This window comes from Pseudoalteromonas qingdaonensis (genome assembly GCF_038739665.1).
GTDB classification, from domain to species: Bacteria; Pseudomonadota; Gammaproteobacteria; order Enterobacterales; family Alteromonadaceae; genus Pseudoalteromonas; species Pseudoalteromonas qingdaonensis.
In genome coordinates this window covers 163,235-182,183 of record NZ_JBCGCU010000003.1, presented here as the reverse complement: position 1 = coordinate 182,183, position 18,949 = coordinate 163,235, and the positions used below count along the sequence as shown (strand labels likewise).

Below are 18,949 nucleotides of genomic sequence, written 5' to 3'. Positions count from 1 at the left end.
GAGAGGGGTGAGTTCACCACTAGTGAACGAACAGCCCAAGGCAGGGCCGAAGCTTGCGACCGAACGCCGAAAACGGTTAACCCGGGAGGGATAAGCTTGCCTACGTCCTGTAGGCAACCCTTCGGGCGCCTGCGCGGCTCAAAACGCTCCAGGCGTTTTGTCGAACTAGGGTTCTCATCAAGGCCTCCCTAACTCAGCTGGTGCTGTTGAAACGAAAAAGCCCAGCATAAAGCTGGGCTCTTTCGTTTTAATGCATGGCGCAGAGGAGTGAGTTCACCGCTAGTGAACGAACAGCCCACAGGGCCGAAGCTTGCGACCGAACGCCGAAAAGCAAAAACCAGCCGAAGCTGGTTTTTTATCATAATGCATGGCGGAGAGGGAGGGATTCGAACCCTCGATACGCTATTAACGTATACACGAGTTCCAGTCGTGCGCCTTCGGCCACTCAGCCACCTCTCCGCACTTTAACTGGGCTGCCGTAGCAGCGCCGCTTATACTAAGCAAAGGCTTTGTTTGTTGCAAGGTGTTTTTTACAAAACCAAATCAATTGCTTAGTAATCCGCCATTAGCGTGCCATGGCAGCAGTGAAATCAAGCATGCGGTTAAGTGAACGTAAGGCACCCTCGCGCAGCTCCATGTCCACAAACACTTCTTTACCGCTTGGGTCAAGCAGGGCTTCTTCAATGGCTTTTAAGCCGTTCATGGCCATCCAGGGGCAATGTGCGCAGCTTTTACAGGTGGCACCCTCGCCGGCGGTCGGTGCTTCAAAGAATTCCTTCTCTGGGCATAGTTGCTGCATCTTGTAGAAAATGCCGCGATCGGTGGCAACGATAAACTTCTGATTATCCATTTCCTGCGCCGCTTTAATTAGCTGGCTGGTTGAACCAACCGCATCGGCCAGCTCTACAATCTCCGCTGGAGACTCTGGGTGAACCAAAACCGCCGCATCCGGGTGCAAGGCTTTCATATCTTGCAGCGCTTTGGTTTTAAACTCGTCGTGAACGATACAGGCGCCGTTCCACATGATCATATCGGCACCGGTTTGCTTTTGAATATAGCTGCCAAGGTGCTTATCCGGGCCCCAGATAATTTTTTCGCCTTCGCTATCAAGGTGCTCTACAATTTCCAGCGCACAGGATGAGGTCACAATCCAATCCGCACGGGCCTTAACCGCAGTCGAAGTATTGGCGTACACCACTACTTTACGCTCTGGGTGTTGATCACAGAACTCGTTAAAAGCATCGATAGGACAACCCACATCCAGCGAGCAGGTCGCATCCAGAGTTGGCATCACAACAGTTTTCTCAGGAGTTAAGATCTTCGCCGTTTCACCCATAAAGCGAACGCCGGCAACTATGATCATTTCTGCGTTTTCCTGACGCGCACCGAAACGTGCCATTTCCAGCGAGTCGGCTACGCAACCGCCACTTTCTTCCGCTAGGGCCTGAATTTCCGGGTCGGTATAATAGTGGGCCACTAATACCGCATTTTTCTCTTTTAGCAGTTGCTTGATACGCGCTTTGTACTCAGCTTTTTCACTGTCAGAAAGAGGAGCTGGCTTAGGAGGAAAGATATAATCCTCAGGCATGATCTGTTGGCTAATACCCATACTGATAAAACCATTCTAGGTTACAAAATATTGGGGCAATTATACGAAACTATGACGACAAAAAGAAGCTATGTGCTTGGGATAGAGAAGATAGTTAGTAACTAATTAAGTTTAAAAGGGAATAAAGAAAGTGGTGGGTCATGATGGATTCGAACCATCGACCAATGGATTAAAAGTCCACTGCTCTACCAGCTGAGCTAATGACCCGCTCTGATGTAATGAACCAATAAGGAAGTGGCACATTAAGCGCTATTTATAATAGCAGGGGGATATTGAATGGTGGGTCATGATGGATTCGAACCATCGACCAATGGATTAAAAGTCCACTGCTCTACCAGCTGAGCTAATGACCCGCCCGGGTTGTTAACTTGTTCAAAGCGTTATGATTAACGTCACAAATTAACTGTGTTGATTCTAAAGTGGTGGGTCATGATGGATTCGAACCATCGACCAATGGATTAAAAGTCCACTGCTCTACCAGCTGAGCTAATGACCCAACATTAGAATCTATTTAGCAATTGGTGGGTCATGATGGACTTGAACCATCGACCAATGGATTAAAAGTCCACTGCTCTACCAACTGAGCTAATGACCCAACGCTGTGCTAAGTATTACATAAAGTGGTGGGTCATGATGGATTCGAACCATCGACCAATGGATTAAAAGTCCACTGCTCTACCAGCTGAGCTAATGACCCACTTTATGTAATTCTGCTGCAGAAAACTTCCTAAGTGGTTATCCCCTGCTGCGGGCGCTTATAATACTTATTTAAAATCCAAGTGCAATACAAATACTCGGTTTTTTTTAGTTTTTCCTTTTAGTTGCCTAATTTTAGACCGCTTTAGCTACAAAGCAGTCTAAAACATTGCAACTGGCAAAACTTGGCTACAACTTGCTAACACGTTCGGCGGCAAGTTTCGCAGCCGTGGTATTAGGATATTGCGTGATAACCTCATTAAACAACTGCTTAGCTTTGGCCAACTGGCCTTGCTGTTGTTCTAGAGTACCAAGTTTAAGGAGTGCGTCCGGGCGCTTGTTAGAATCACTGTATTGATTCACTACGGTCTCAAAATGAGACTTGGCGCCGGCAGTATCGCCCTTAATCGTCAACAATTGCCCTAACCAGTAATGGGCGTTAGCCGCATAAACGGAATTAGGATAGCTTTGTAAAAACGACTGAAATTCTGGAATAGCGGCATCGTAGCGCTTGTCCTGCATAATCAGCTTCACCGCTTTATCGTACGCTTCGTTTTCCGATAGGTCGGTGCTGACCGCTGTGACGTTTAAACCCGTATCGCCCTGCTGCGTTTGCTCTTGTGGCATCTCGTAGCTCGGCTGCTGGGTATAAGCGGCGCTCACACGATTCTCAATCTCTTGATAAAGCTCACGTTGACGTTGCAATACCTTTTCGAGCTTGTAGCTATGCTCTTCGGTAATGCCGCGTAACTGGCTCACTTCATCCTGTAACATATCGAGCTGCTGCTGTAAGTTGGCTTGCATAATGTTGCGCGATTGCATCATTTGCTCAAGTCGACTTAAACGCTGCTCAATGCTTGATTCGCTGGCAGTGGCCTCAGAAACAGGAGCGGGAGCAGCCCAAACATGGGTGCTCCCGCTCATGAGTAAGGCTGCCAAAATAAGTTTCGGCTTCATCATTACTCTACTGATTTTAGTATACTAATACCGCACGGCGGTTTTGAGCAAACGCTTCTTCGTTGCGTGCTTTGATCATTGGCTTTTCTTCGCCATAGCTCACAACTGACATTTGGTTTGCGTTAACGCCAAGGCTTAGAAGGTATTTTTCTACCGACTGACCGCGGCTCTCACCTAGGGCGATGTTGTACTCAGGCGTACCACGCTCATCCGCGTGACCTTCGATAAGTACTTTAACCGATGGGTTTTGAATTAGGAATTGAGCGTGCGCTTGAAGTAGCTCAGCATACTTGCTTTGGATCGTTGCACGGTCAAAGTCAAAGTGAATAACCTGTTGCTGGCGAAGTTGTTCAAACTTTTTACGTAGTTTTTCTTCTGCAGTTTCTACGCGCTCAACAGTTTCTACTTCTACAGTATCAGTTACTTGGGTTTCAGCTTGGTTAGTCTCGTTGGCTTGGCCTTCATCTAGGTTTGATGAAGAACTACAGGCCGCTAGTGTCATTACTGGCACTGCAACAAGCAGGCTTTTTAACAGTTTATTAAGTTGCATTGAGTAGATTCCTATTATGATTTAGTGAAACCATCACCTGATTTTCAATTTTTCTTACTATAGTGTGTTAATCGCACAAACATCAAGTTTATGCGATTAAAGCTGACTACACCCTTAGCGAATCACAAAAATGGCGACCATGCCGGCGACTTAACCTGACCGTCGAGCACAGGTAAACGCGCTTTAAAACGACCGTCCATCGACACCAAAGCCAATACATTTTTATTGTTATGCATGGTGCTGTATATAATCATTGAGCCATTGGGTGCAACGCTTGGTGATTCATCCAAGCGAGTACGAGTCAACACATGGAAGTCCCCATTATTTAGGTCCTTCTTGCCAATATGATACTGACCTAGAGTACGGTTAACCATTACCAGATGTTTCCCATCCGGGGTCACCGAGCCGTTCAAGTTCATATCGCCGTCAAAAGTCACACGCTGCACTCGACCCGAGTCTAAATTTAACTTATAAATCTGGGCATTACCACCTCTTTCAGAGGTAAACATCAGCTCTTTACCATTAGGATGCCAAGTTGGCTCAGTGTCTATACTACGGTGGCGTGTTAAGCGGCGTTCCTGCTTAGTAATTAAGTCGTATAAATACAATTCCGTGGCACCGGTACGGTCTTTTGACAGTACCAAAGCCAGCTTAGTGCCATCAGGTGAAAACTTAGGCGCACCATTGATACCTGGGTGAGTGGTGATCAGCTGACGCTGGCCTGAGTAGATATCCTGAATAAAGATCTGGCTCTGACGATTCTCAAAAGTTACATAGGCCAGCTTATTGCCATCCGGCGACCATGCCGGCGACATCAGCGGCTCTTTAGAGCGCAATAACACCTGCTCGTTAAAGCCGTCGTAATCGGCAACCACTAGCTGATAAGGCTTATCATCCTGCTCACGCACTATGATATAAGCAATTTTCGTTAAGAAGGCGCCGCGCTCACCGGTCAAGGCTTCATACACCACATCACTGATACGGTGGCCATAACGACGGAAGCTCGATGCCGAAATCACGGTTTCGCGGGCATCCAGCACATGGTCTTCACTGTTCACCAACTGACCATTGTTCAATACTCGGGTTTTACCGCCTGTGATCTGACCGCGTAACACATCGATCAGCTCAAAACTGACCAGGTAACGACCCGCTGACTGCTGCTCGACCGTACCCACTACTATGGCTTCTACACCACGTTGTGCCCAGGCACCATAATCTACATCGGCATCCGAGCTCGGGCGCTGCGGCATATCGATATTGGCGATAGGCTTAAACTTACCGCTACGGCGCAAGTCCGCAGCCACCACTTCACTGATACGCATGGGCATTTCGCCCGTGCCTTTATAGGTGAAAGGCACCACGGCAATGGGGCGAGCGCTGTCGACCCCTTCGGTGATCACAATTTCCAGCGCGGCCTGAGCCCACATACTCATGCTCGCCAGTAAAGACACTGCCACAACGCGGCATAATCTAATCATAAAAGTCCCCTAAAACTCTGGTTTAACCGTTAAGTTAATATTTTTTAATTCTTCAAATACATCGCGGTCTTTAGAGACCGGTAGCGTATCGGCGCGGCGCACGGCACGTACCGCGGCCTCACATACTTGTCTGTCACCACCAAGCGAATTTACGCTAGTGACCAGGCCATTAAAGGCCAATTTAATATTGAGGCGACACTCTTTACCGCGGAAGCTCTCGTCAAGCAGCAGGTTCTGCTGAATACGCTGAGAGATTAAGGCGCGATATTTGTCGACTTCAGATAGCACCTGCTGACGGCGGGCTTTAGCACGCACGGCTTGCTCGGCGGCCATCTGCTCTTGCAACATTTGCTCTTGCAGCGCCTTTTGTCTTGCTTCTTCGGCCTTACGCTTAGCTTCTGCTTCTTTGCGTTTGGCTTCTGCCTCTTTACGTTTGCGCTCTTGTTCGGCTTTAAGCGCCGCTTCTTCTTCCTTGCGGCGTTTTTCCGCAGCGGCCTTAGCTGCCTTCTCTGCCTTTTCCTTTTCTAGCTGAGCCTTCTTCGCCTTATCGCGTTCTTTACGCTCAATCTCGCGGGCTTTTTTCGCTTCGGCTTCGGCTTTTTTACGCTCCTCTTCCTTGGCTTTGCGCTGCTGCTCTAGCTTTTTAATGCGATTAGCTTCTTCCTGACGCTGACGCTTGGCCAGCTCAGCGCGCTTTTCCAATTCGCGGATGCGCTTTTGCTCGGCGCGCTTCTTATCTTCTTCCTGCTTACGCAGCTCTTCGATACGCTGTTGCACCTGCTTTTGATCCACGGCCACCGCATCAACGGCTTTTTGTGGTATGTCTTCATTACTCGGCGTGTTCAAAGATACCGTGATCACCTCAGGGGTGGACGGACGAAAATAATTAGCACCAACGAGTACGGCTATCATCAGCACATGCAAAGCGGCAGAGATCAGAAGAGGTATTTTAAACTGCTGCATATTAATCCTCGAACGACTCCGTCATCAGACCCACTTCGTTCACTCCACTTTTTCTTAGTATGTCCATAAGACGGAGTACTTCTTGATAACTGACCTGACCGGAACCCTTGATCATCACGGGTGTTTTCGGACTTTTTTCCAATTGCATTTGAATTATCGCTACAACTTCAGCCGCTTCTAAAGCTTCTTCCGGGTCAGGGTTAGCACTGACGTAGTATTTACCGTCGGCATCGATAGAAGCAATGATCGGCGGTTCACCCTTGGTATCCACCAATTCCGACTGCTCCATTTTCGGCAGCTCAACCTTGACGCCATGGGTGATCAAAGGCGCGGTGGCCATAAAGATAATTAACAGCACCAACATCACGTCGATGTAAGGAACGACGTTGATCTCCGAGACCGGACGACGCTTCTTACGCAGGTACATGGCTTTTCACCTCTTGAGTCAGAGCTTGGCGATGTAGGATATTGGCAAACTCTTCCATAAAGTTACCGTAATAAGACTCAATTTTTTCCATCTTGGTAGCAAAACGGTTGTAGGCGATAACCGCAGGAATAGCAGCGAATAGACCCATGGCCGTTGCAATCAAGGCCTCGGCAATACCCGGGGCAACCATTTGTAAGGTCGCTTGTTTAACTTCACCTAAGGCGATAAAGGCGTTCATGATACCCCATACGGTACCGAACAGACCGATATAAGGGCTGATAGAGCCGATAGTGGCTAAGAAAGACAGGCTATTTTCTAGCTTTTCAACCTCACGAGAAAGGGCCACACGCATAGCGCGATGCGGACCATCTATACCTAAGCCAGCAGCAGATAGATTGTTTCTCTTGGCACGGGCAAACTCTTTAAAGCCTGAAGTAAAGATGGCTTCGATGCCTTCACTTTGAGTACCGCGAGCGGAAATTTCGTTATACAGCTTAGAGAGATCAACACCAGACCAAAAACGGGATTCAAACTTTTTTGCATTCGCGAGGGCGTTGCTAAGTATTTTGCGACGCTGAATGATAATGGCCCAAGAAAGTACCGACAGGGCAACCAGAGTAAGCATCACCAGCTGCACTAAAAAGCTGGCTTTTAAAATAAGATCAATAAAGTTTAATCCTGAATCCACGTATTTTCTCCTAAGGCGCGTATATTGCAGTTAACTGTATCCGCGCTCAATACAGCGTACGACACACAATGAACCCTAGTGTACCCAGTCATAATTACGCTGACAATGACCTTGCCATGAATTGCCACCTAGCGCCGATAAAACGCCGCAGGCTGTGGCTAACAGGCAGATACACAGATATCTTATTGGGTTCTTTACATGCGAAAAAGTTCCAAAAATCAGATTTTATGCGGATTATTCGCATAAGCTGTCATTTTGCCGATGCATAACAAGTTAAAAAATAGTAATTCTAATCGAACAAAAAAAGCACAGGAAAAATAATAACCTTATATTTCAATACACAAAGCTAGTTACCTTACGTTTATTGTGCAAAATATCATCATGAAGATTTTATTCGCTATTAGTTTTTTTTATCCGAAAAAAATAATTTTTCTAGTTTGAAGAAAATCTGCTACCGCTTTATTATTCTCCCTGTACTGAGCTAGCGCAACCAACTATGGCTCTATTGCACAGTTCATGAGGTGGTTTCTGATTCCCCACCTCACACCATCGGCTGTTTCACCCTACTATTGAGCAGCTGGTGTGTTCCTCGGATTTACTTCCTTCAACTTGTTGTTTTGCCCGCTTTATTAGCGGGCTTTTTTTTGCCTGAATCAAGCTCAGTCACAGACCCTAATCCGCGCAGCCTTAATCCGCTGTGAATCGGCTGTCGTATGACAAGCAATTAGCAGCCTGTTGTCGCCCGGGGCTTCGCGTCGGCAAGGTATCAATAGTGCATATTTGTCGGGATGGAATCCCGACCTACAACCATGGCAGCAAAGGTCAACGCACAACACTCGGCTAGCTCGGAGCTTAAACAATACCTGTAGGTGAGGCTTTAGCCTTGCTAGGTAGCCAATGGTGCATCTTTTATCGGGATGAATCCCGACCAACAGGTATGCAGGGCATAAAAAAGCCGAGCTTATGACTTGGCTAGTTAGTGCTCGGCTAATAAAATGCGATTTTACACACCAGACTTAGGTCGCCTTATGCAGACCAAAATGGGCATAGGCATGATCAGAGACAATTCGCCCTCTTGGTGTACGCTGAATAAAACCTTGTTGGATCAGATAAGGCTCTATCACATCTTCAATGGTTTCTTTTTCTTCACCTATGGCCGCGGCGAGGTTTTCCAAACCAACCGGCCCACCCATAAACTTCTCGATAATAGCCAGTAAATACTTGCGATCCATATAATCAAAACCGCTTTTATCAACATCAACCATATCCAGAGCCTGAGCAGCTATATCGGCGCACACGCTGCCATCGCCTTTCACCTCGGCAAAATCACGAACGCGGCGCAACAAGCGGTTGGCAATACGCGGCGTGCCCCGCGAACGTTTAGCAATCTCGTAGGCACCCTGCTCGTCTATGCTGAGCCCAAGATGAGTTGCGGAGCGCTTAACTATGGATGCCAGGTCATCGACATTATAAAACTCCAGGCGCTGGACAATACCGAAACGGTCGCGCAGCGGTGAGGTTAAAGAGCCGGCCCGAGTGGTAGCACCTATAAGGGTAAAGGGCGGTAAATCTAACTTGATTGAGCGCGCCGCCGGACCCTCGCCTATCATGATATCGAGTTGATAGTCTTCCATGGCCGGATAGAGAATTTCTTCCACATGCGGGCTCATGCGATGGATTTCATCGATAAAGAGCACATCATGGGCTTCTAAATTGGTTAGCAAGGCCGCCAAGTCGCCGGCCTTTTCTAATACCGGGCCTGAAGTGGTTTTAATACTCACCTCCAGCTCATTGGCGACTATGTTTGCCAAGGTGGTTTTACCCAAGCCCGGCGGACCGAAGATCAGCAGGTGATCTAAGGCCTCCTTGCGAGAGCGTGCCGCCTCGATAAAGATATCCATTTGCTGTTTTACATGAGGCTGACCATGATAGTCCGCCAGCAGCTTAGGTCGTATGGCCCTATCGACCACGTCTTCATTGCCCTGCTGCTGGGGCTCAATTAGTCTATCCGCTTCTATCATTCACTTATCTCTGTTACAGCATCGCCCTAAGCGCTTGCTTGATCATTTGCTCCGAGGTCATGGCCTCCTGGGCAACGGCTTTCACCGCTTTTGTTGCCTGACTATTCTTATAACCCAAGGCTTCCAGGGCGGCAATAGCATCATCTGTGGCATTGGTGGCTGCTAGGGTATCACCACCGGCAGCACTGAGGGGCGCCGCATCCGTATATGGCGTGAATAGATCCGGCCCCCAGTCTTTGAGCCTGTCTTTCATTTCCAGCACCAAACGCTCGGCGGTTTTCTTGCCCACCCCAGGCAATTTCACTAAGGTGCTGGCATCGCCATGATGGACACAGCGGATAAACTGCTCCGCCGACATGCCCGAGAGAATGCCAAGGCCAAGTTTAGGACCCACACCATTGGCTTTTAGCAGCTCGCGAAACAGAGCGCGCTCGCTTTTGGTGTTAAAACCGAATAGAAGCTGGGCATCTTCACGCACCACAAAATGGGTAAACAGGGTGACGTCTTCGCCGCACTCAGGCAAGGCGTAGAAACAGCTCATGGGCAAGCTGATTTCATAGCCGACACCGGCCACATCCACCAGCACTTCTGGAGGCTGTTTTTCGACTAATTGTCCGCGAATTCTTCCTATCATATTCACCTCAAACGACCACGCACGGTTTTGCGCGCCTGGCCGGCTAATTTAATCAGGTTTTGTTGTGAGTGACCGTGACACATGGCAATGGCCAAGGCATCGGCGGCATCCGCTTGAGGCGTCGCCGGCAGCTTTAAAATATACTTAACCATATGTTGAACTTGTGCTTTTTCTGCCGAGCCCTTACCCACCACGGCTTGTTTTACCTGGCGCGCGGAATACTCATGTACGCCCAGCTCTGCCATGGTGGCGGCAACGATGGCGGCACCACGAGCCTGACCCAGCTTGAGTGCCGAGTCAGGGTTATGGGCCATAAAGACCTGCTCAATGGCAAAAGCGTCGGGGTTAAACTGTTCGATCAACTGGGTAACGCCTTGGTAGATCATTTTTAAGCGCGTTGGAAATGCGTTATCGCCAAGCTTAATACAGCCGCTGCCTAGATAGACAAAACGCTGTCCTTGCTGGCGCACCACGCCGTAACCGGTGAATCGCGAGCCAGGGTCAATCCCCAAAATAATACTCACCCAGAAACCTTATTCTTGTTATTGCACCAAACAATGGTAACTGTATGGATGACCAGTGTAAAGGCGAGACACAAGAAAAAAGCGGCCTAAGCCGCTTTTAAGATTGAACTAGTTTGTATGGCGAGAGGAATTACTCACCCTGCTCCGCTTCCGCACTTACTTTAGGTGCAATGGCGATACCCAGCTCTTTAAGCGCATCCGGGTTGGCACCGCTGGGCGCATCCGTCATCAAGCATGAAGCCTGAGTCGTTTTCGGGAACGCGATTACGTCACGAATGTTGTCTGTGCCACATAGCAGCATTACCAGACGGTCAAGACCAAAGGCCAGACCCGCATGTGGAGGCGTACCGTACTTCAAGGCATCCAGTAAGAAGCCGAACTTCTCTTGTTGCTCCTGCTCTTCAATACCCAAGATGCGGAAAGCTGTTTCTTGCATGGCGCTGTTGTGAATACGTACCGAGCCACCACCGACTTCGTAGCCGTTTAAGACCATGTCATAGGCATCAGATAAGGTGCCTGCCGGGTTGGCTTCCAGCTCTTCTGGGCTTACGCCTTTTGGTGCCGTGAACGGGTGGTGTACCGCGTGCAGGTTACCTTCGTCGTCTTCTTCAAACATTGGGAAGTCAACAACCCAAAGCGGTGCCCACTTGCTTAAATCTGTTAGCTCAAGGTCTAAACCGATTTTCAAGCGCAGTGCACCCATGGCTTCGTTAACCACGTTGCGGCTGTCGGCACCAAATAGAATGATGTCGCCAGATTGCGCATTGGTGCGCTCAAGCAAGGCAGTGATCACTTCTTCACTTAGGAATTTAGCGATAGGTGATTGCACGCCTTCAACACCGGCGTCGCGGTCGTTAACCTTCATCCAGGCCAGACCTTTTGCCCCATAGATGCCGATAAACTTAGTGTAATCATCGATTTGTTTACGTGATAAATCAGCACCACCTGGTACGGTAAGTACAGCTACACGGCCTTTTTCATCGTTGGCCGGGCCTGAGAATACTTTAAACTCAACGTCTTTCACCAAGTCGGCAACGTCGATAAGTTCCATCGGGTTACGTAAGTCCGGCTTATCCGAACCGAAGCGACGCATGGCTTCTTCGTAAGCCATTACAGGGAATTCGCCAAGATCAACGTTTAGTAGCTCTTGCCACATATCACGAATTAGTTTTTCGGTGATGGCACGAACCTGATCCGACGTCATAAACGAGGTTTCGATATCGATCTGGGTGAATTCAGGCTGACGGTCTGCACGTAAGTCTTCGTCACGGAAACATTTCACGATTTGATAATAACGGTCGAAACCAGACATCATCAGCAACTGTTTAAATAACTGCGGCGACTGTGGCAAGGCGTAGAAGCTGCCATGATGTACACGGCTAGGTACCAAGTAGTCACGAGCCCCCTCTGGTGTCGCCTTGGTCAATACCGGAGTTTCGATATCAAGGAAGTCGTTGCTATCTAAGAAACGACGTACAAAGCTTGACGCTTTGGCGCGCAGTTTAATGCGATCGCTCATCTCTAGACGACGCAGGTCAAGATAACGGTATTTAAGACGACGCTCTTCTGAGTTTTGCTGGTTAAAGTCCAGCGGTAGCGCTTCGGCACGGTTGATGATTTCAAGCGCGGTGCCAAGAATTTCAACTTCACCCGTGCCCATATCTTTATTTACTTGGCTTTCGGGGCGAGCACGCACCACACCTTTGATCTGTACACAGAATTCTTGACGAAGTTTGTTGGCAATATCCATTAACCCTTCTACTTCAGGGTCAAACACCACCTGCACCAGGCCTTCGCGGTCACGCACATCGACAAAGATCAAACCACCTAGATCACGGCGTTTGTTGATCCAACCACAAAGAGTAACCTCTTGGTCGACATGGCTTTTGTTCAAGTGTCCGCAATATATAGAGCGCATAATATTCCTGTTTTAATTGTAAGCGCGTGAGCTAAATGCACGCAGTGGCCAAATAAATTGCGTCAATTATATAAAAACGACGGTCAATGTCACGAAGCAAACTACGGCTTGGCTATTTATTCACCACCTTGAAGACCCAAGCTATGGTAGCATTTGCGTATCAGAGCAAATAAAGACAAGAGCAAAAGCACAGATGTTGTATTTGGGTTGCCCACAATGGGCCAATAACGCCTGGAAAGGCAGTCTTTTTACTTCTGATTGTCAGAACGCCCAGATGCTGGCGCAATATGCCCAGGTGTTTAACTCGGTTGAAGGGAACACCACCTTTTATGCCGATCCCAAGACTGAGACAGTACAGCGCTGGCATGAGGCCACCGGCGATGACTTTCGCTTTACCTTTAAGTTTCCCAAGCGCTTTAGCCACGACCTGGCGCTGCAATGTGATAAACAGGAGGTACATACCTGGTTGAAATTAATGTCACCCTTGCTGGAAAAGACCGGATCCCTGATGCTGCAACTGCCCGCCAGTTTTGCCCCCATGCACTTAAGTCGCCTACAAGACTTTATGGCGCAGATACCCGCCGATATTGGCCGCAGCATAGAAGTCAGGCACCTTGAATTTTTCACAAAAGGAGATAGTGAGAAACAGCTTAATCGCTATTGTTTTGAGCAAGGCATAGATCGTGTGTGCATGGATACCCGGGCGCTGTTTGCCGCCAAGCCTTATAACGAAGCCATTATTGATGCCCAGCAAAAGAAGCCCCACCTCCCCGTGCATGCTATTGCTTTGGGCCAGCGCCCTATCGTGCGTTTTGTTATCGCCGCCATGGGTGATGAATATCAAAGCTACTATCAACCCTGGCTCAAAAAAATTAAGCAATGGCTGGATGAAGGCCGTGAGCCTTATGTGTTTTTGCACACCGCGGACAATCATGGCGCACCTTTATTAGCACGACAGTTTGCTCAGGATTTAAAAGCCCACTGCGGTTATCATCATAGAGCTGTCGACCCCTTTGCCGGCGAGTTCAACCAGCAAAGCAGTTTCTTTTAGCTAAGGCTTACAGCCCCAGGTTTTCCATAAAGTCATCATCGATATCCTGCTCTACCTCTTGCGCTTGCTTGGCCTTTTCGCGGGTATTAGTTGCGCTCTTATCCAAGTCTTCATTGATATCAAAATCACGCAGCTTAAAAAACTCGGTTTTTTCCATCGCCATTTCAAGATAGAAGATATGCTGACCTTGGGTGGTAAAGGTAACTCGTCGTGCCTGCGGCCTGTCTGAGGTGGTATCGACGGAGATCTGCACCTGCTTGTTAATGGCCATCATTTTCGGTTGATTTTGGCTGATAGAGGTATGCAATTGTTCGCGCACTTTTTTGGTAAAGTCGCCGACGATCTGATTCATCAACTCGCCAAGCACATTGGCCACATCATCGGACAAATGGCTCTGTGCCAGCTCACCCTCCGGCATGCCCATATTACGGAGGTAATCGCCGTAAATTTCCATCGCCGCCTGCGCACTGAAGTTGGTGACAACTAACCCGGTAAAGCCGCCGTCAAAAAGTACAAAACAGCCTATGTCCGGGCGCATACAGGTACGCGAAATTTTCTGCACCATGGCGGAATAACCTATGCTATTACCACTGGCAGATGATAAGACCTCGGTGACCGAATGGCATAAGGTGGCGAGGATATCATCGGTGCTAATTACTTTACTTTTACTCATGCACAGTCTCACTTGCTGCTGTTAATGGCACATTGCCGTGACTAACGTATTGGATTTACGGCAAATAGGCTCGGTTTATTGGCGCTTTTTTATCCGCGTTCCTGCTCTTATATCTCCTTAGCCAACACACAGGGTTAATGCCCGTACATAATCGCCCACTAAAGCTCCCCACAAGCAACACAAAAATGATAAAATAACGCCATCGTTTCTAGCTAGAGCTTAGCAAAGTGTCAGCCAAAGACAGTATTTACGCCTCAGAACAACAAGTAAAAGACTTCACCTTTGACGCCAAGGTGGTGGAAGTATTCCCCGACATGATCGAGCGCTCGGTGCCCGGGTACGCCACCATAGTCAGCACCCTGGGCAAGCTTGCCGGTAAGTACGCGCAAGATAACAGCAACCTCTACGACCTGGGCTGCTCACTAGGTGCCGTCACCCTGAGCATGCGCCGTAATCTCAACCAGGCGGGATGTGAAATCATTGCCATCGACAATTCCGAGGCCATGGTTGAGCGTTGCCGTTTGCACCTGGAGGGCTTTCGCTCTACCGTACCGGTGAGCGTGGAACTGGGCGACATATTAGACGCTAAATTAGAGAATGCCTCAGTGGTGGCGATGAACTTTACCCTGCAGTTTATCGAGCCGGAAAAACGTCATGCGCTCTTAAGTCGAATCTACAATGCCCTGAAACCAGGTGGCGTTTTACTGTTGAGCGAAAAGCTGCGTGGTGAAAACCAAGTCGTCGACGACCTGTTGATAGATCTGCACCATGACTTTAAGCGAGCCAACGGTTATTCCGAGCTGGAGATCAGTCAAAAGCGCACCGCCATTGAAAATGTCATGCGCACCGACACCCTAGGCACGCATCTTACCCGCCTTAATGAGATTGGCTTTAGCCAAACCCAGGTGTGGTATCAATGCTTTAACTTTTGCTCCATGGTCGCCATAAAATAAACGGAACAACAATGAATCAATGGTTTAACGAATTCTATCGCCATATTGCCTGCACCGAGCTCAGTCATTGGCTCAATACCCTGCCGGCACAACTGCAACACTGGCAAGACGAAGCCCGCCATGGCGATATGCCCAAATGGCAAAAAGTGCTCAATAACCTGCCAGAATTGAATGCCTCAGAAGTGAATATTCAAACCCAGGTGCAAGTGGGCACCAGCGAGGATATTAACGAGGGCCAGCGCAAGCAGCTAATTCATTTATTGCAGCGTTTTATGCCCTGGCGCAAAGGCCCCTTCTCACTGTTTGGGATTGACATCGACACCGAATGGCGCAGCGACTGGAAATGGGATCGTGTTTTACCTCATATCAGCCCACTGCATGGTCGCAAGGTGCTGGATATCGGCTGTGGCTCCGGCTATCACCTGTGGCGTATGCGCGGCGAAGGTGCCGAGCTGGTAGTGGGCATCGACCCAAGCGATCTCTTCCTGTGCCAATTCCAGACCATTAAAAACTATAATCCAGATCCGGCGGTGCACCTGCTGCCTTTAGGGGTAGAGCAACTGCCCGAGCTAAAGGCCTTTGATACGGTATTTTCCATGGGCGTGCTGTATCACCGCCGCTCACCCATCGACTTTTTAGCCCAGTTACGTGCCCAGTTGCGTAAAGGCGGTGAGTTGGTGCTGGAAACCCTGGTAATTGAAGGCGATATCAATACCGTACTGGTACCCGAAGACAGATACGCGAAAATGCGTAATGTCTGGTATATCCCCAGCACCGAGGCTCTGATGCTGTGGATGCGCCGCGTTGGCTTTAAAAATATTCGCGTCGTCGACACCGACCAAACTTCGCTCGACGAGCAGCGCCGCACCGAGTGGATGGAAAATGAATCCCTGGCCGATTTCCTGGACCCTAATGATCCAAACAAGACCATTGAGGGCTATCCGGCACCATTAAGAGCGGTTATTGTGGCCACCGCATAAACAAGGACAAAGGTCCTCCTTTTCCTAGCTAAGCCGCGGCATTTGCTGTAAAATGCCCGGCGTTTAGAGGGCCTGTTTATCTTTGTGGTTTACTTTATGTTCAATCTAAACGCATTCTGATCACGGCGCTCGTTGTGCTGCATAGTCATTCTATGGACATAGCGAGCAACACAGAGCAGGAGGCGTTAAGATGAACCCACAGGGCAGCGTTTGTAGCGCATTTCTACTGTGTTGTTACATGTTTATGTAGAATAACTACACCACACATGTGCCGCCTTGTATAAATACACTACAAACTGCTGCAGAAACAAACAACAAAGGTCAACAGACCCTGATCACCCCTAAATTAAATTTTGAGGAAACCCTGTGAGCGAACAAAAACAGTCTCTTAGCTACAAAGATGCCGGCGTTGATATCGATGCGGGTAACGCCCTAGTAGAACGCATTAAAGGCGTTGTGAAAAAGACCAAACGTCCTGAAGTGATGGGCGGCATCGGCGGCTTTGGTGCGCTATGTCAGCTACCGACTGGCTACAAAGAGCCTGTTTTAGTTGCCGGTACCGATGGTGTGGGCACTAAATTGCGCCTTGCTATCGACCTTAAAAAACACGACACCGTAGGCATCGACCTGGTTGCCATGTGTGTTAACGACCTTATCGTTCAAGGTGCCGAGCCACTATTTTTCCTTGATTACTATGCCACCGGCAAACTAGACGTAGACACGGCTGCCGACGTAGTAACGGGTATCGGCGCAGGTTGTGAGCTTTCTGGTTGTGCCCTTATCGGTGGTGAAACCGCTGAAATGCCTGGCATGTACGAAGGCGACGACTACGACATGGCTGGCTTCTGTGTGGGTGTGGTAGAAAAAGAAGGCATTATCGACGGCACTAAGGTTGCTGCCGGTGATCAGCTTATCGCCCTTGCTTCTAGCGGCCCTCACTCAAATGGTTACTCACTAATTCGTAAAGTATTAGAGGTATCTGGCGCCGACACTAACAGCGAATTCGAAGGCAAGACCCTAGGCGAGCACCTGCTTGAACCGACACGCATCTATGTTAAGCCGGTACTAGAGCTACTTAAGCAAGTAGACCTACACGCGCTTTCACACATCACCGGTGGCGGTTTCTGGGAAAACATCCCACGCGTATTGCCTGAGTCGGCTAAAGCCGTGATCAAGGGCGACAGCTGGCAGTGGCCTGCGGTATTCAACTGGCTACAAGAAAACGGCAACATTGAAACGCACGAAATGTACCGCACCTTTAACTGTGGTGTAGGCATGGTACTTGTGGTTCCTGCCGACAAGCTAGAGCAAAGCCTGAGCATTCTTAAAGATGCGGGCGAAAACGCTTGGCACATTGGTGAAATCCAAAATGCAGCCGCTGGCGAAGAGCAAGTTGAAATCCTTGGCGGTGCGCAATAATGACACCTGGCCAGGTACCTGCCCGACTCGTTGTACTTATTTCGGGCAGTGGCTCTAACCTTCAGGCCATCATTGATGCGGTTGCAGCGGGTACCATCCCCGCTGAAATCTGCGCGGTGATCTCCAATAAGGCCGACGCATTCGGCCTTGAGCGAGCTAAAAAGGCTGGCATCGAAGCAAAAGTGTTAGACCACAAGGCGTTTGCCTCACGTGAAGAATATGACGTGGCTCTGGGTGACCTCATTGATAGTTTTTCACCCGACTGTGTTGTATTAGCTGGATTTATGCGTATTCTAACAGCTGGCTTAGTGCAAAAATTTAAAGGGAAAATGTTGAACATTCACCCTTCCCTGTTGCCTAAGTACCAAGGGCTGAACACCCACCAGCGTGCGTTAGATGCAAACGATAAAGTGCATGGCGTTAGCGTTCATTTTGTGACCGAAGAGCTCGACGGCGGACCTGTGATAGTTCAAGCACAGGTGGCCATCGAAAGTGATGACACGGCTGACAGCTTGGCGCAGAAGGTTCATGCACAAGAACATATTATCTATCCGTTGGTGGTTAAGTGGTTCAGCGAACAACGACTGAAAATGGAAGATAACTATGCAGTGCTCGATAACAACACCCTTCCAAGCCAAGGCGCCGACCTCAACGCGCACTTGGACAGCTAAATTATTGATTGCCGCAGTCCTTGGCTGCGGTATCAATCTTGCTCACGCCGAGCAACAAGACGCCAACCCCGCGCCGCAAATTACCCTCAACGAATACAGCGCCGAATACATAGTGACCCGTCAGGGAGAACGCCATGGTGCCGCGCAACGTAGCCTTACTCGCGTCGATGATAACCTGTATGAATTGAGCTACCACAGCGAAATTGAGTGGATGATCTTCTCCGACGAGCGCCAGGAAAGCAGCCGTTTTAAATTTGTCGACGGCACCGTATTACCCGTTGATTATGTGCTTGAGCGCAGCGGGACAGGTCCGGATAAAACCTATAAGATCAGCTTTGATCACCAGCAACAGCAGGTGTTCAGCAACCAGTCCAAATACCCGCTCGAATGCACCTGGAACCAAAACTTCCAGGACGTACTCTCTTACCAGATCTCGCTACGTCAAGCGCTGAGCAAGGGCGAAACCAAGTTCAGCTACCCCATAGTGGATAAAAAAGGCAATGACCGAGAGTATCAATTCGAGGTGGTTGGCAACGAAACCATTACCCTGCCCATAGGCAATGTGGAAACCATTAAGGTGAAACGGGTGTACGACAACGATAAGCGCCAAGCCATTGCCTGGTTTGCACCGAGCATGGACCACATGATGGTGCGCATGTACAAGGGCAAAGACGGCGTTGAACAATTCCAGGTGGAGTTGGCCAAGTACACGTCGGGTACCGCAACCCACTAATCTG

At 49.0% G+C, this 18,949-nt stretch carries 18 protein-coding genes and 6 tRNA genes; 6 read left to right on the top strand and 18 right to left on the bottom strand.

Going from position 1 to position 18,949, the window contains the following annotated elements; genetic code table 11:
- Nucleotides 1-368 precede the first annotated feature (368 nt).
- The 17 genes from WCN91_RS04525 to aspS form a co-directional block, all read right to left on the bottom strand.
- A tRNA-Ser gene (locus tag WCN91_RS04525) sits at nucleotides 369-459 on the bottom strand.
- Nucleotides 460-565: 106 nt separating this feature from the next.
- The gene (gene nadA / locus WCN91_RS04520) at nucleotides 566-1,609 is read right to left on the bottom strand and encodes a quinolinate synthase NadA (protein WP_342676713.1); all 1,044 of its coding nucleotides are present in this window, start codon (nucleotides 1,607-1,609) and stop codon (nucleotides 566-568) included.
- Between the two features lie 131 nt (nucleotides 1,610-1,740).
- Nucleotides 1,741-1,816: transfer RNA gene (locus WCN91_RS04515), tRNA-Lys, on the bottom strand.
- A 70-nt stretch (nucleotides 1,817-1,886) separates the two neighbouring features.
- A tRNA-Lys gene (locus tag WCN91_RS04510) sits at nucleotides 1,887-1,962 on the bottom strand.
- 67 nt (nucleotides 1,963-2,029) lie between these two features.
- Nucleotides 2,030-2,105 (bottom strand) — tRNA-Lys (locus WCN91_RS04505).
- A gap of 23 nt (nucleotides 2,106-2,128) precedes the next feature.
- Nucleotides 2,129-2,204, bottom strand: a tRNA-Lys gene (locus WCN91_RS04500).
- Between the two features lie 26 nt (nucleotides 2,205-2,230).
- Nucleotides 2,231-2,306, bottom strand: a tRNA-Lys gene (locus tag WCN91_RS04495).
- A gap of 188 nt (nucleotides 2,307-2,494) precedes the next feature.
- Entirely contained in the window at nucleotides 2,495-3,262 is a 768-nt protein-coding gene (ybgF, locus tag WCN91_RS04490) for a tol-pal system protein YbgF (RefSeq protein ID WP_342676823.1), read from the bottom strand.
- Nucleotides 3,263-3,278: 16 nt separating this feature from the next.
- On the bottom strand, nucleotides 3,279-3,812 hold the full coding sequence (pal, locus tag WCN91_RS04485) for a peptidoglycan-associated lipoprotein Pal (RefSeq protein ID WP_342676712.1): 534 nt from the start codon (nucleotides 3,810-3,812) through the stop codon (nucleotides 3,279-3,281).
- 122 nt (nucleotides 3,813-3,934) lie between these two features.
- Nucleotides 3,935-5,290, bottom strand: a complete 1,356-nt coding sequence (gene tolB, locus WCN91_RS04480) for a Tol-Pal system beta propeller repeat protein TolB (protein ID WP_342676710.1) — start codon at nucleotides 5,288-5,290, stop codon at nucleotides 3,935-3,937.
- Nucleotides 5,291-5,299: 9 nt separating this feature from the next.
- Entirely contained in the window at nucleotides 5,300-6,253 is a 954-nt protein-coding gene (gene tolA, locus WCN91_RS04475) for a cell envelope integrity protein TolA (protein WP_342676708.1), read from the bottom strand.
- Nucleotide 6,254: 1 nt separating this feature from the next.
- Nucleotides 6,255-6,680: a protein TolR gene (gene tolR, locus WCN91_RS04470; protein WP_342676706.1), complete on the bottom strand. Its 426-nt coding sequence runs from the start codon at nucleotides 6,678-6,680 to the stop codon at nucleotides 6,255-6,257.
- The gene (gene tolQ, locus WCN91_RS04465) at nucleotides 6,667-7,368 is read right to left on the bottom strand and encodes a protein TolQ (RefSeq protein WP_342676704.1); all 702 of its coding nucleotides are present in this window, start codon (nucleotides 7,366-7,368) and stop codon (nucleotides 6,667-6,669) included. Before tolQ ends, tolR begins: the two co-directional genes overlap by 14 nt.
- 1,016 nt (nucleotides 7,369-8,384) lie before the next feature.
- Nucleotides 8,385-9,389, bottom strand: a complete 1,005-nt coding sequence (ruvB, locus tag WCN91_RS04460; RefSeq protein ID WP_342676702.1) for a Holliday junction branch migration DNA helicase RuvB — start codon at nucleotides 9,387-9,389, stop codon at nucleotides 8,385-8,387.
- 13 nt (nucleotides 9,390-9,402) lie between these two features.
- Nucleotides 9,403-10,023: a Holliday junction branch migration protein RuvA gene (ruvA, locus tag WCN91_RS04455; protein ID WP_342676700.1), complete on the bottom strand. Its 621-nt coding sequence runs from the start codon at nucleotides 10,021-10,023 to the stop codon at nucleotides 9,403-9,405.
- A gap of 2 nt (nucleotides 10,024-10,025) precedes the next feature.
- Complete coding sequence (gene ruvC / locus WCN91_RS04450) at nucleotides 10,026-10,547, bottom strand: crossover junction endodeoxyribonuclease RuvC (RefSeq protein ID WP_342676696.1); 522 nt, start codon at nucleotides 10,545-10,547, stop codon at nucleotides 10,026-10,028.
- A 130-nt stretch (nucleotides 10,548-10,677) separates the two neighbouring features.
- A complete protein-coding gene (aspS, locus tag WCN91_RS04445; protein WP_342676694.1) occupies nucleotides 10,678-12,465 on the bottom strand; it encodes an aspartate--tRNA ligase in 1,788 nt (595 codons plus the stop codon).
- A 193-nt stretch (nucleotides 12,466-12,658) separates the two neighbouring features.
- Here aspS and WCN91_RS04440 point away from each other — a divergent pair, with 193 nt between their 5' ends.
- The gene (locus WCN91_RS04440; RefSeq protein WP_342676692.1) at nucleotides 12,659-13,516 is read left to right on the top strand and encodes a DUF72 domain-containing protein; all 858 of its coding nucleotides are present in this window, start codon (nucleotides 12,659-12,661) and stop codon (nucleotides 13,514-13,516) included.
- Nucleotides 13,517-13,523: 7 nt separating this feature from the next.
- Here WCN91_RS04440 and WCN91_RS04435 read toward each other — a convergent pair whose 3' ends face one another.
- Nucleotides 13,524-14,189 (bottom strand): DUF3334 family protein, encoded by a 666-nt coding sequence (locus WCN91_RS04435; RefSeq protein WP_342676690.1) that lies wholly within the window; start codon nucleotides 14,187-14,189, stop codon nucleotides 13,524-13,526.
- Between the two features lie 227 nt (nucleotides 14,190-14,416).
- Here WCN91_RS04435 and cmoA point away from each other — a divergent pair, with 227 nt between their 5' ends.
- From cmoA to WCN91_RS04410, 5 genes are all read left to right on the top strand, one after another.
- The gene (gene cmoA, locus WCN91_RS04430) at nucleotides 14,417-15,142 is read left to right on the top strand and encodes a carboxy-S-adenosyl-L-methionine synthase CmoA (protein ID WP_212548156.1); all 726 of its coding nucleotides are present in this window, start codon (nucleotides 14,417-14,419) and stop codon (nucleotides 15,140-15,142) included.
- A gap of 11 nt (nucleotides 15,143-15,153) precedes the next feature.
- Nucleotides 15,154-16,122, top strand: coding sequence for a tRNA 5-methoxyuridine(34)/uridine 5-oxyacetic acid(34) synthase CmoB (cmoB, locus tag WCN91_RS04425; RefSeq protein WP_342676686.1), 969 nt, complete (start codon nucleotides 15,154-15,156; stop codon nucleotides 16,120-16,122).
- A 366-nt stretch (nucleotides 16,123-16,488) separates the two neighbouring features.
- Nucleotides 16,489-17,541, top strand: a complete 1,053-nt coding sequence (purM, locus tag WCN91_RS04420; RefSeq protein ID WP_342676683.1) for a phosphoribosylformylglycinamidine cyclo-ligase — start codon at nucleotides 16,489-16,491, stop codon at nucleotides 17,539-17,541.
- Nucleotides 17,541-18,212, top strand: coding sequence for a phosphoribosylglycinamide formyltransferase (gene purN / locus WCN91_RS04415; RefSeq protein WP_342676681.1), 672 nt, complete (start codon nucleotides 17,541-17,543; stop codon nucleotides 18,210-18,212). The genes purM and purN overlap by 1 nt, the downstream gene beginning before the upstream one ends.
- Nucleotides 18,145-18,945: a DUF3108 domain-containing protein gene (locus WCN91_RS04410; protein ID WP_342676680.1), complete on the top strand. Its 801-nt coding sequence runs from the start codon at nucleotides 18,145-18,147 to the stop codon at nucleotides 18,943-18,945. Before purN ends, WCN91_RS04410 begins: the two co-directional genes overlap by 68 nt.
- Nucleotides 18,946-18,949: the final 4 nt, after the last annotated feature.